We start from the raw sequence: 13,149 nt of genomic DNA, 5'->3' as shown, positions 1-13,149 counted from the left end.
CTCTTTCTCTATTTCTTTACTAATTCTTTCGGTGCATGAATCCAGCTCATCATTTCACGAAGCTCTGCCCCCACTTTTTCTAACTGATGATTTTTCTCTGCTTTTTTCATGGCATTATACGTTGGACGCCCAGCTTGATTTTCTAAAATCCATTTCTTCGCGAATTCACCTTGCTGAATTTCTGTAAGAACACGTTTCATTTCTTTCTTCGTTTCATCTGTAACAATTCTCGATCCTGTTACATAATCTCCAAACTCAGCCGTATCTGAAATAGAATGGCGCATGTTCGTTAAACCACCTTCGTACATTAAATCAACAATTAACTTTAATTCATGCAAACATTCAAAGTATGCAATTTCAGGACGATATCCGCCTTCTGTTAACGTTTCAAAACCAGCTTTCACAAGTGCAGTTACCCCGCCGCAAAGTACCGCTTGCTCACCAAACAAATCTGTTTCTGTTTCTTCTTGGAATGTCGTTTCAATTACACCTGCACGTGTACAACCTACACCTTTTGCATACGCAAGCGCTACACTTAATGCCGTGCCTGTTGCATCTTGATGTACAGCGACTAATGCCGGAACACCATTTCCTTCTTGAAATACACGGCGAACGAGATGACCTGGACTTTTTGGCGCGACCATTGCTACATCTACGTAACTTGGCAGATTAATTTGTCCGAAGTGAATATTAAATCCATGTGAGAAAAGTAACATTTGTCCTTCACGGAGATTCTCTTCTACTTCTGCTCTATACACATGTGCTTGCTGTTCATCCGGTAATAGCATTTGTACAACTTGCGCGGTTCGAACCGATTCTGAAACAGACATTACTTCAAACCCATCTGCTTTTGCTACTTCAAAAGACTTACCAGGTCGAACACCGACTACAACTTCCACACCAGAATCACGTAAATTTTGCGCCTGCGCATGACCTTGAGATCCATAACCAATTACCGCAACTGTTTTCCCTTGTAATAACTCTAATTTTGCGTCTTTCTCATAATACGTTTTCATATTCCATACACTCCTTATAATTTATTTACTTGCAGTACATCAATTAATTTTTTCAACTGACCGACAAGTAATGTCGCTTCATTTTCAGTACAAACTGCTGTGAGTTTCATTTCAGAAACGCCACTAGTATCTCTTTCGTTTAAATGTAAAGAAGAAATATAATAACCACGCCGAGCAAAAATCCCACTTATACGTAATAAGACGCTTGGCTCGTTATGAATAACGAGTGAAAAAGTATGACTCATTCTTCCCACCTCTTCATAATCATTTCGTTATTCCCTTTGTTTGGCGGAACCATCGGAAATACGTTTTCACCTTCTTCTACACAAAAATCAACTACGACAGGACCATCATGAGCAAATGCTTCTAACATCACTTGTTTCGCCTCTGTTGAATTTGTCGCCCTTAATCCCTTCACTCCATAAGCTTCTGCCACTTTCACAAAATCTGGTGATCCGATTTTTGACTCTGATAAACGATTTTCATAAAACATCTCTTGCCATTGCCTTACCATCCCTAAAAATTTATTATTTATAATAAATACTTTTACAGGAATATTATTTTCAGCAATTGTTTGTAATTCTTGAATGTTCATTTGAAAAGAAGCATCGCCCGCAATACAAATGACGAGTTCTTCTTCTTTCGCAAGCTGAGCACCAACTGCCGCTGGGAAACCAAATCCCATCGTTCCTAGTCCGCCAGATGTTAGAAACGTCCGTGGGTTTTTCGCTTTATAAAAATGAGCAGCCCACATTTGATGCTGTCCTACTTCTGTCGTAACAATCGCTTCACCATTCGTTAATTCACTTACTAGACTAATAACATGCTGTGGTTTTAACTCACATTCTTTTTGATTGTAGGAAAGAGGATATTCCGCTTTCCATTCCTCTATTTTCGTAAGCCATTCATTTGTTTGTGTACGAATTGGCATATGTAACAACATATGTAACGCTTTTTTCACATCTCCAACAATCGGATATTCCACAGTTACATTTTTATGGAACTCCGAAGGATCTATATCAATATGTACCTTTTTTGAATGCGGAGAAAAGAGTTCTAATTTTCCTGTTACACGATCATCAAAGCGAACACCTAACGCAAGTAATAAATCACATTCTGTTACTGCCATATTTGCAGCGTGCGTTCCATGCATGCCGAGCATTCCTAAAAATAACGAATCTCCCGGCGGATATGCACCAAGTCCCATTAAAGTGGAAACGACAGGAATACGATTTTCCCTCGCAAACTGAATAAGTTCATCAGAACCACCCGAATGAATGATCCCTCCTCCAATATAAAGAAGGGGACGTTTTGCTTCGGAAATTGCTTTAGCTACCTCTCTAAGCTTCCTACCGTCTGGCATAGGCTCTAATTTGTACCCTGGAATCTCAATTACTTCATTATAAAAACTTGTTACATTTTCATTTTGAACATCTTTTGGAATATCAATTAATACTGGTCCTGGTCGCCCGCTTTCGGCGATGTAAAAAGCTTCTTGTACAATGCGTGATAAATGATTCACATCACGAACTTGGTAATTATGCTTCGTAACAGGTACTGTAATCCCGACAACATCTGCTTCTTGAAATCCATCTTTTCCGATGAGAGGTTTTGCAACTTGCCCTGTAATGACAACTAAAGGAATCGAATCCATATAAGCATCTGCTAAACCCGTAACTAAATTTGTCGCCCCTGGGCCAGAGGTAGCAAAGACTACCCCGACCTTTCCAGAAGCTCTCGCATATCCTTCTGCCGCATGAATGGCAGCTTGTTCATGACGAGTTAAAACGTGCTTCAAACCACTTCCATATAACGCGTCGTACACTGGCAAAATCGCTCCGCCTGGATAACCGAAAACAGTCGTTACACCTATTTTTTTCAAGCATTGAATAACATGTCCGGCACCTGTCACATCTTCACACTGTAATTTCTCACGTGTTGTATGTTGTTCCATTTTAATTAACTCCTCTCCCCTACCTACAGTAAGCTCTCCGCCAGTCCTGGAACACGTACTCCTCTTTCTCTCGTTAACTTTTTAAATTCCTCTGTCAATTGTTTCGTTACACTTCCTGGTTTTCCATCTCCAATCTCTCTTGAATCAACTTTTACAACTGGAATTAATTCTGCTGCCGTTCCTGTTAAAAACACTTCATCTGCTACATATACGTCATGGCGAGTAAATGGCCTTTCCTCACATGGAATATTAAGTCGTTCACATAGCTCGATAACACTATTTCTCGTAATACCTTCTAGCGCCCCTAAGTAAGAAGGAGGTGTTAACACTTTTCCATCTTTCACAACGAAAACATTGTCTCCAGATCCTTCACAAACATATCCTTGTTGATTTAACATAAGGGCCTCTAACACTCCTGCTTGTGCCGCTTCAATTTTCACAAGTACGTTATTTAAATAGTTCATTGACTTAATACGTGGATCTAATGCATCTGGCGTATTACGTCTCGATGCAACAGATACAACGCTTAGTCCATTATCGTAAAATTCCTGTGGGAATAACTTTAATTGTTCTGCAATGATAATAACGCTCGGTTTCACACAACTTCTAGGGTCGAGCCCTAAGTCACCTTTTCCCCTTGAAACAATTAATCGAATGTAGGCATCAGCATATTCATTTTTTTGCAATGTTTGTAAAACTGCTTCTTCCATTTCGTTAACTGTCAGTGGGATTGTAAGTAGAATAGATTTTGCCGATTCGTATAATCGTTTTACATGTTCTTTTAAACAAAATACATTTCCACCGTAACTACGAATCCCTTCAAATACACCATCTCCGTATAAAAAACCGTGATCATATACTGAAACAACTGCCTTTTCTTTTTCTACAAATTCCCCATTCATATAAATATACTGGTTTCCCATCTCACATCGCTCCTCTTTTTTCTCTCTATTTTTGCAATCTATTTCTATATCGATTGCTGAGATGAGTTATTTTAACAGAATATTCAGTATATAAATCTTAAAAATATACTCGTCTCAACAATCGATTACATACATACTTGTAGCAATCCATTGCTGAGACGAGGGAATCGTGGTACCACTCAGCTTCCTTACACTTCTCACGAAATATAAGCTCTGCAAGTCCAATTAGACTTTTGTTTTTCTATCGGAAACAACTCCGCTACTTTTTACTAGTTTTCAAAAGTAGTACTCCGAGGTGATTTTCAATGATGAAATTGTTACCACCCTCACAGCTTCTGGGCAGCTCTCTGAAACAATTTTCTTCATTTACTCTCCTCTTCTACGCATTATCGTATTCTATTTTTTAAAATAAAAACTCTCGCCTCAGCAATCAACTACTACAATTTAGTAGCTTTGATTGCTGAGGCGAGAGTTTCGCGGTACCACTCAGCTTCCTTATACTTCTCGCGAAATATAAGCTTTGTAGGTCCAATTAGACCCCCGTCCTTTTACCGGAGACGATGCCGTCGCCCTCTACTCAGTTTCCCTTTCGCAAGCGATGCTCCGAGGTGATATTCAATGATTCGATTGTTACTACTCTCACAGCCTAGGAGCAGCTCTCTGAAACGATCATAACCATCTACTTTCCTCTTCTTTGCATATGTAACATATAAAGTTGAAAGATTCTTAATTAACTTTTATTTGTTAAACGTATTATAGGACGTTGTTCTTTTCATTGTCAACATGTTTTTCCGAAAAAAAAATAAAATTCAATCAATTCAAGAGAAGTCTATTTATTTTTTCTCAAAACAAAATCGGAATGAACTTCTTACACATACTCATATATTACTTAAGTATGTTCGCATTACTACATAAAGAAAAACAACTTAATAACATAAAAATTTTTTTGAGGAGATGAGAAAACTATGTTAAAAGGAAAAGTGGCATTAGTTACAGGAGCAAGCCGAGGAATTGGACGTGCTATTGCAAAACGTTTAGCGAACGACGGTGCATTAGTTGCTATTCATTACGGAAATCGAAAAGACGATGCTGAAGAAACCGTTTATGAAATTCAATCAAATGGCGGATCAGCTTTTTCTATCGGTGCAAACCTTGAATCTTTACATGGTGTAGAAACCCTTTATAGTTCTTTAGATAGCGAATTACAAAAAAGAACTGGTAGTACTAAATTTGATATTTTAATAAACAACGCTGGAATTGGTCCTGGTGCTTTTATTGAAGAAACGACTGAACAATTTTTTGATAGAATGGTTTCTGTTAATGCAAAAGCACCATTCTTTATCATCCAACAAGCTCTATCTCGTTTACGTGACAATAGCCGAATTATTAATATTTCATCCGCTGCCACTCGTATTTCTTTACCTGATTTCGTTGCATATAGTATGACGAAAGGCGCTATTAATACGATGACTTTCACGCTAGCAAAACAGCTCGGAGCACAAGGAATAACAGTGAATGCAATACTTCCTGGATTTATTAAAACCGATATGAATGCAGAACTCTTGAGCGATCCAATGATGAAACAGTATGCCACTACCATTTCCGCTTTTAATCGCTTAGGTGAAGTAGAAGATATTGCCGATACCGCGGCATTTCTCGCTTCTCCAGACAGCCGCTGGGTTACTGGACAATTAATTGATGTGAGCGGAGGATCTTGTTTGTAATTTCTTAATCTACTTACGCAAAAAAAGCCAGCATTTTTGCTGGCCTTTTTCACTGTGTAAAACGATACCCTACTCCCCAAATTGTTTCGATATATGATTTATCAAATGGATCGAGTTCAATTTTGTGACGAATATTTTTCACATGGACAGCAACCGTTGCTGCATCACCAATTACATCCATCCCCCATACAGTTTCAAAGAGACGATCTTTACTAAATACTTGATTTGGATGTTCTGCCATACAAGTTAATAAATCAAATTCTTTTCCTGTTAACATGATTTCAGTTCCATTTACAAATACACGTCGGGCCGATTTATCAATAAGTAATCCTCGAATACGAATTTCATCTTTTATTTGTTCTCGTTTTCCTGTTAAACGATCATAACGAGCTAGATGAGCATTTACACGTGTCACCATTTCACTCGGGCTAAACGGTTTTATAATATAATCATCTGCTCCAAAACCTAACCCTTTAATTTTATCGATTTCCTCTTGTTTTGCGGACACCATAAGTATTGGTATGTCCTTTTCCAATCGAACTTGTTTACAAATTTCATATCCATCTATTCCCGGTAACATTATGTCTAAAATTAACAAGTCATAATCCTCCAGCAGAACTCTTTGTAACCCTTTTTCGCCAGAGTAATCAATATCTACTGTATACCCAGCAACCTCTAAATAATCCTTTTCTAACTCTGCTATAATAGCTTCATCTTCAATAATTAAAATTCTTTTCAAGATGCTCTCCTTTTTCTAATTGATTTTTTGTAATGTAAATGCCAGCGTCGTTCCTTTACCTTTTTTGCTTTCTACCCAAATATCACCACCATGTTGTGTGATAATCTGATGTGCAATTGACAAACCAAGTCCGCTTCCACCTGTTTTAGAATTTCTAGAATGATCTGCACGATAAAACCTTTCAAATATATGAGGCAACGCCTTCTCTTCTATTCCTACCCCATTATCTTTTATGTAAATCGTTACATAATCAATAGATTCGGTCATGCGAATTCCTATATATCCTTCTTCTTTATCCATATACTTCACACTATTCCAAATGATATTTGTAATAACACGACGTAATTTTTCACGATCACCTTTTACCAAAATAGAAGTATCCTTTTGAGCATCCCATCTCACTGTAATTCCCTTATCTTGCAATTCAAGCTGTAGTTCTTCTATGCAATCAGATAAGTATTGGTTAATTTCAACCTCTTCAAATTGAAATGGTTCCTCTTTCAAATCAAGTTTTGAAAAGAGAAAAAGCTCGTCAATTAATTGATCCATATCAAACACTTTATGATAAATAATCGTTAAATATTTATCTAATTGTTCTGGAGTTCGAGCGATACCTTCTTTAATTCCTTGTACATAACCTTTAATAGCCGTTATTGGCGTCCGTAAATCATGAGAAATATTTGAAAGCAACTCTTTACGATTCTTTTCATATTGCATTTGCAACTCGACCGATTCCTTCAATCTGCCACGCATCTCTTCAAACGATAAACTTAATTCACCTATTTCATCTTTCGCAAGTGGCTTTACTTGAAAATCTAAATCACCCTTTTGAATTCTTTCCGTTGCCTGCTTTAATGAATGCAATGGTTTAATAATACTCCGTGATATAAAATATGTTAATATTCCATTCGTAATAATTAACCCAAGTATTAAAGAGAATACGAAATACGGGAAAAATTCTCTAATCATTTCTTCTAAAGGATTTACATACTCAAATACAAAAATACTGACCTTATCCTTCTCTTCATCGTAGTAATCAAATTGCTTATAGTAAAAAGAATTACCCTCTATTTTCACATCCATTCCCTTTCTTTGTCCTTCCGTTTCAAATGCGGGTAGGTATTTATCAAAAGAAGAGATTTTAAAATATGGGGATGAATATGTAAGCTCATCATTTTTTCGAATTAGTAATCCTGCTTGATTATCGTTTAATTCTTTATCAGTTTCCTTTAAAAAATGTATATCCTCCAATTTATCTGGAGCATACGATGAAAGAATTTTCAACCTACTGAAAATATCATCTTCATCTTCTTTTGTACGAATAGCTCCCTCCTGCTCTTTATCAATGAGAGAATGACTATTTTGATTAAGACCAATGATTGCTTTTGCAATACGAATATCACCAAATAAAGTAACACTAATTAACATAACTGCTATACCGCAAAAAACGATTGGAATAATTACCATCGCAACATACGACAACAGCAATCTAATACGGATTGACATTACAGAACTCCTATGAACATTATAATTTTAGCTTGTTACAGAATTCACCGGAAACGAAACTTGACTCATCCAAATACCAGCTAATAATACGAGTATAGCTAGAACCATTTCTAAGAGCAATAAACGGCGATTAACTGTTCCAATATCGATACCCCATGTTTTCGTTTGTCTCCATGCTACAATTGTAATTATACATACAGTAAGAATCTTTATATTTAAAAGGTTCGTCCATATTGAATTAAAATTAAAAAGTACCCAATGCCTTGTCTGTAGAAACACAATTAATTCCCCAGAAAGAAATGCTAGAATAAATGAAATACCAGCAATACTACTAAAATGTTTACGGAAACGCTTTTGATCAAATGTAATTTTGTATAATGTTGTCCACGCTATAACAAGAACTAAATAAATAAGTGCTCCTAGCCACACTGCAATACTCATAACATGGACCATTCTAATTATAACTGCTGCCCAATTTGGATTAGTAATCCATACATGACCTGTGAAAGAAAAACTCGCAACAAGAAATCCCCAAACTAGCGCATACCATTCGTTCCCCATATGTTGCAAAGACATAAGAACTAATAATAGCAGTTGAATCATAATAATAACTGAAAAGGGCGAATGAATAAGTAAACTTCCCTTCGGAATAACTGACTTATATACTATTAATTCAGCTATTAATCCTACTACAAGTATAGAGAAGAAAATCTTTTTCATATTCTTCATTCTTTGCAATATGGACGGTAATCTATAACGTTTAACAAACATATCGAGCCACTTTACTCCTGCTCCAATTAAAATCATTCCCTCTACAATATAGCGTAGTGTTACTATCATAACATCTGAAAATACTGAGCCACTCCCACTCGCATTTCCCTCTACCACTACATTAGTTTGTACTTCTTCTCCAATTGAAAAGGGATAGCTGCCCTCACTCGGATGTCCGTCTGCAGAAATCATAGACCACCTTACTGTGTAAGTACCATTATTTAAGTTTGGTAATTTCACTTTTATTTTTGTTGGGTTATCTAATATTTCAACCTTTGATACTTGCACTCTCTTTGCACTTGGATCTAGCAGTTCAATATTGACTACATTTCCTGTAACTGGTTCACTAAATTCAAGAATAATCTGTTCCGGTTGTACTGTAAGAACCTCCCCCTCTTTAGGGGTGGCTCCTACAACACTTGTATGAGCAAATACACTACTATGAGAAAATAAAAATATACTTACACTTGTTAAAATAAATACTATCATTCTATAAAGCATGAAAACCTCCGTATTATTATTCTGGATGATTACCTGAGTGATCTCCGGTAGAAAATGGAGTAGTTACCCCCTCATAATTCATCATCGTATGCATTCCTTTTTCCGCATGAACGAGATGATGACAATGAACCATCCATAGTCCACTATTATTTGCCTCTAAAGCAATTTCATATTCTTCTCCCGGAAAAACATTAACTGTATCTAAGTAAATCGGACTTCCCTCCATTGGTTTACCATTTTTAGAAATAACTTGGAATGTATGTCCATGCAAATGCATTGGATGAATTTCTTCTCCCTTATTTTTAAAGCGAATCTTAACTTTATCTCCTTTCTCTACTTTAATGGGTGGAATGTCAGGTGATGTCTTTCCATTAATCGTATACACCCATTTTTCTTGTCCATTTACATCTTTCACACCTTCTGCCAAATCCATATCATAGACCTTTGTAAACTTTGAATCTATCGTAAACTTGCCAACTTCTTTTTCTCCATATTTCGTAAAATCAAACCATGGATAACTCTTTATATCAATAGGTTTTTTCGGCAAAGAACCGTTCCCAATAGTCGCCGTTAACATTCGATTCATTTTCTTAGATGGATCCACATTAATAAGTTTTACACTCGTTGTTTCCGGCATTTTAAAAACAAGGTCATAACGTTGTGCAGCTCCCATCGGAAGAATTGCTTTATCTAGCTCGTCCCCACCTTTTATATCACGACCATCTAATGCGATAATTTGAAATGGCGCCCCAACTAATGTCATTAAATGCGTATTATTCCCAGCATTAATTAAGCGAAGGCGTACTGTTTCACCTGGTTTCGCATCCAATCGTAGTCCCTCACTTGTATCATTTAATGTAAATACATCGTAATCATCTCCATCAGATAAATCTTTGAGTTGATCATTACTTGGCATCATTAACGGGCCTTCTAAAGTTTGCGCCTTTTCATTTCGAATATGATTGCTAGGGTAGCTATCCCAATCTTTATCTTGTTCGCCATTATGCTTACGGGTTTTTATGGCTCCTGTTTTCCATTCATGGATCGCCACTGTATAATCCTTTTCATATTTTACAGCTGGTTTATTCGGTTCAATAACGATGGTTCCAAATAGTCCCCGCTCCGTTTGTATTGAACTTTTTTGATGTGAATGATACCAATATGTCCCCACCTGATCAGCATTAAATGCGTATGTATATGTTTCACCTGGTTTTATAGCATTTTGCGTAACACCTGGAACACCGTCTACCGCCGCAGGAACATCTAATCCGTGCCAATGGATTGTAACTGGTTCTGGCAATTCATTTTTCAAATTTACAACAATACGTTCACCTTGTTTAACTCGAATTTGAGTACCCGGTGATGTTCCATCAAAGGTCCATGCATCTACCTTTTTCCCATCTCCCAAATCTAAACTTGCTACTTTCGCCTTAATATTAAAAGTTTTTGTAACCCTTTTTTGGCATCTGAATTAGCAATAGATGTAATTGATTCTGAAGTAGATGTTGCATCTGTTAACTTCTTTTTTTCATTTGTACCTGGGTAATTATTTATTAAAAAATATCCAAAAATAACTAACCCTAATAATAAGCATGCCGCAATCAATATATTTCTTAAATCGCTTTGTATAAATTCCTTTTTCATATTAGTCTCTCTTTCATTTTTTGTTGTAAACTATTAATTTTCATACGTGGATTCATTGTCTATCACCTCACATCTTCACTTCGATTCACATCATAACACTCAGAAAAAAAGAAACTTTGAAGGAATTTTAAAGACTTTATAAAGAAATATATTTCAATTTCCCTTTACTTCTAAATCTTTTTTATTGCGTAATAAAAAAGATTGTATAATACTATATAAAACATATATATTTAGGAGGATTACAACAATGTCCGAAAAAACATACGAACTCGCAACCTTCGCAGGCGGTTGCTTTTGGTGCATGGTAAAGCCATTTGATGAACTTCCTGGTATTCATAAAGTACTTTCTGGCTATGCAGGTGGTCATGTAGAAAACCCAACATATGAACAAGTAAAAGCTGGTACATCTGGTCATTTAGAAGTTGTACAAATTACATTCGATCCTTCTATTTTTCCATATGAAAAATTACTAGATTTATATTGGCCACAAATCGATCCAACTGATGATGGCGGACAATTCTTTGACCGTGGTCCCTCTTATCGCACTGCTATTTTTTATCATAATGAAACGCAAAAAGAGCTTGCTGAAAAATCAAAACAAGCTCTTGCAGAAAGCGGTATGTTTAAAGAGCCAATCGTAACTGAAATTCGCCCGGCTGCACCTTTTTATGAGGCTGAAGAATACCATCAACATTTTTATAAAAAAAATCCGGAGAAATATGCTACTGAGCAAAAAGAATCTGGCCGTGAAGACTTTATAAAAGAAAATTGGCAAAAAAAATAATAAAAATGCATCGTACCTTTTAAGTACGATGCATTTTTATCTTTGAAAAAAGTACCATGCAATAATGAGAACAACCGCTGTTAATGTCCAAAGTGCGATTTCATTTTTCACTCTACTCTTTTTCTTATTCATTTCCTCTCCTCCTAATAGCAATACAACATATTCAAGATTTCCTCTGTTTAATTGTCCACCTTATATACGTGAATACATCCTTACAAATTTTTATAACAAGACCACCGACGATTCCGATTGCAATTGAAATTACTAACATCTGTACAAAACTAAAAGTAGTTGTGTATGTTATGTAGATAACAATGCATACAAGTAAAACATCCGGTAAAGAAAGCAAAAACTTTTTAAGCATTTCTTCAGCTCTCCTATGCTTTATTTGTAATTTATACTTTCTACTGTAGCTTTGAAATAAAGTTTGTTCAAAAATTCCATTTAGACACTCATTTTATGGAAAAGAATAAGAACCTCTTTTAAAAAGGAGTTCTTATCTACATATCCTATTCCATAATTACTCCTAAAATAGAATAATATTACTAGTGATTTGTTGTGAATTAACTATTTGCTAGGCAATCGGATGTTACGCCAGCTACCTACATCGCATTGACCGTATGTATTATCACCTACTGCTACCACCGTGCCATCTAATTTCAGACCGACCGTATGCGCACAACCCGCCGCTATCGCTACAATATCACGCCAATCGCTTACATTACATTGACCATACTCATTCCAGCCGACTGCCACCACGGTACCGTCTGATTTAAGTCCGATTGTATGATTCGTACCAGCCGCTATTGCCATAATATCTTTCCAGCTGCCTACATCGCATTGACCAAGTTTATTATTACCCACTGCCATCACTTTGCCATCCGATTTCAAACCAACAGTATGAAGATAACCTGCCGCCAACTCCACCATACCACGCCATCCACTTACATTGCATTGGCCATATCGATTATTCCCCACAGTCGTCACTGTTCCGTCCATTTTAAGACCAACTGTATGCCAGTCACCCGCCGTGACCACCACAATATCTCTCCAGCTACTTATATTACATTCTCCTTCTTTATTTCGCCCCACTGCTACTACTGTGCCATCCGGTTTAAGGCCAATGGTACAACGCCACCCCGCCGCAACCGATACAATATTATGCCAGTCGTTTACATCACATTGATCATGCTTATTCCACCCCACCGCTTCCACAGTATTATCACTTTTAAGAGCGATTGTATGAGCATTACCCGTGTTCGTCGCCATATGAACATTGCCCGCTGCCACTGCTTCAATATCACACCAACCGCTTACATTGCATTCTCCTTCTTTATTTCGCCCCACTGCCACAACTGTGCCATCCGATTTAAGAGCAACTGTATGACCACGACCTGCCGCTATCGTATCTTTAGGCCACCGTTTCACTTTTAACATTTCTTCTTTCGGTGAAATGTAATTCATGTTTTACCTCCTTGCATATAAGCAACTGTATCCAAATAGATATTTTTATCTAATTTCATTATAAATGACCCGACTTTTTTTATAAATTTACAGCTACAAAAGAAGCCTATTACTACTTCTTCA

The 13,149-nt window shown here is 36.7% G+C and carries 13 protein-coding genes and 2 other annotated features; of the genes, 2 read left to right on the top strand and 11 right to left on the bottom strand.

Annotated elements, in window-relative coordinates:
* Positions 1-8: 8 nt before the first annotated feature.
* From ilvC to ilvE, 4 genes are read right to left on the bottom strand one after another with little or no spacing between them, the layout of a single operon-like run.
* Complete coding sequence (ilvC, locus tag JDS99_RS16530; protein WP_199695380.1) at positions 9-1,016, bottom strand: ketol-acid reductoisomerase; 1,008 nt, start codon at positions 1,014-1,016, stop codon at positions 9-11.
* Between the two features lie 14 nt (positions 1,017-1,030).
* The gene (locus tag JDS99_RS16525; protein WP_000019914.1) at positions 1,031-1,261 is read right to left on the bottom strand and encodes an ACT domain-containing protein; all 231 of its coding nucleotides are present in this window, start codon (positions 1,259-1,261) and stop codon (positions 1,031-1,033) included.
* Complete coding sequence (gene ilvB, locus JDS99_RS16520) at positions 1,258-2,970, bottom strand: acetolactate synthase large subunit (protein WP_199695379.1); 1,713 nt, start codon at positions 2,968-2,970, stop codon at positions 1,258-1,260. Before ilvB ends, JDS99_RS16525 begins: the two co-directional genes overlap by 4 nt.
* Before the next feature lie 23 nt (positions 2,971-2,993).
* Positions 2,994-3,893, bottom strand: a complete 900-nt coding sequence (gene ilvE, locus JDS99_RS16515; protein ID WP_000528141.1) for a branched-chain-amino-acid transaminase — start codon at positions 3,891-3,893, stop codon at positions 2,994-2,996.
* A gap of 151 nt (positions 3,894-4,044) precedes the next feature.
* Positions 4,045-4,284, bottom strand: a binding site (T-box leader).
* 67 nt (positions 4,285-4,351) lie between these two features.
* Positions 4,352-4,597, bottom strand: a binding site (T-box leader).
* 261 nt (positions 4,598-4,858) lie between these two features.
* On the opposite strand from ilvE, the gene JDS99_RS16510 reads away from it, so the two are divergent.
* Positions 4,859-5,617: an SDR family oxidoreductase gene (locus JDS99_RS16510; RefSeq protein ID WP_199695378.1), complete on the top strand. Its 759-nt coding sequence runs from the start codon at positions 4,859-4,861 to the stop codon at positions 5,615-5,617.
* A gap of 49 nt (positions 5,618-5,666) precedes the next feature.
* Here the strand turns inward: JDS99_RS16510 and JDS99_RS16505 are convergent, their stop codons facing one another.
* The 5 genes from JDS99_RS16505 to JDS99_RS32030 are packed head-to-tail and all read right to left on the bottom strand — an operon-like array spanning position 5,667 to position 10,778.
* Positions 5,667-6,356 (bottom strand): response regulator transcription factor, encoded by a 690-nt coding sequence (locus JDS99_RS16505; protein ID WP_199695377.1) that lies wholly within the window; start codon positions 6,354-6,356, stop codon positions 5,667-5,669.
* A gap of 15 nt (positions 6,357-6,371) precedes the next feature.
* Complete coding sequence (locus JDS99_RS16500; RefSeq protein WP_087983038.1) at positions 6,372-7,862, bottom strand: sensor histidine kinase; 1,491 nt, start codon at positions 7,860-7,862, stop codon at positions 6,372-6,374.
* A 27-nt stretch (positions 7,863-7,889) separates the two neighbouring features.
* A complete protein-coding gene (locus JDS99_RS16495) occupies positions 7,890-9,134 on the bottom strand; it encodes a copper resistance CopC/CopD family protein (protein ID WP_199695376.1) in 1,245 nt (414 codons plus the stop codon).
* A 16-nt stretch (positions 9,135-9,150) separates the two neighbouring features.
* Complete coding sequence (locus JDS99_RS16490; protein WP_242475740.1) at positions 9,151-10,542, bottom strand: multicopper oxidase family protein; 1,392 nt, start codon at positions 10,540-10,542, stop codon at positions 9,151-9,153.
* An 11-nt stretch (positions 10,543-10,553) separates the two neighbouring features.
* Positions 10,554-10,778, bottom strand: a complete 225-nt coding sequence (locus JDS99_RS32030; RefSeq protein ID WP_242475739.1) for a hypothetical protein — start codon at positions 10,776-10,778, stop codon at positions 10,554-10,556.
* A gap of 247 nt (positions 10,779-11,025) precedes the next feature.
* Here JDS99_RS32030 and msrA point away from each other — a divergent pair, with 247 nt between their 5' ends.
* Positions 11,026-11,562, top strand: a complete 537-nt coding sequence (msrA, locus tag JDS99_RS16485; protein ID WP_001291868.1) for a peptide-methionine (S)-S-oxide reductase MsrA — start codon at positions 11,026-11,028, stop codon at positions 11,560-11,562.
* Between the two features lie 163 nt (positions 11,563-11,725).
* On the opposite strand, the gene JDS99_RS16480 is transcribed toward msrA, so the two are convergent.
* Both JDS99_RS16480 and JDS99_RS16475 read right to left on the bottom strand, forming a co-directional pair.
* Complete coding sequence (locus JDS99_RS16480; RefSeq protein WP_088062987.1) at positions 11,726-11,926, bottom strand: hypothetical protein; 201 nt, start codon at positions 11,924-11,926, stop codon at positions 11,726-11,728.
* 203 nt (positions 11,927-12,129) lie between these two features.
* Entirely contained in the window at positions 12,130-13,026 is an 897-nt protein-coding gene (locus tag JDS99_RS16475) for an RCC1 domain-containing protein (RefSeq protein WP_199695375.1), read from the bottom strand.
* Positions 13,027-13,149 lie beyond the last annotated feature (123 nt).

Source organism: Bacillus cereus group sp. N6, from assembly GCF_016483705.1.
GTDB lineage: Bacteria > Bacillota > Bacilli > Bacillales > Bacillaceae_G > Bacillus_A > Bacillus_A wiedmannii.
The sequence above is the reverse complement of the archived record's forward strand: the minus strand, read 5'-3'. Positions and strand labels throughout refer to the sequence as shown.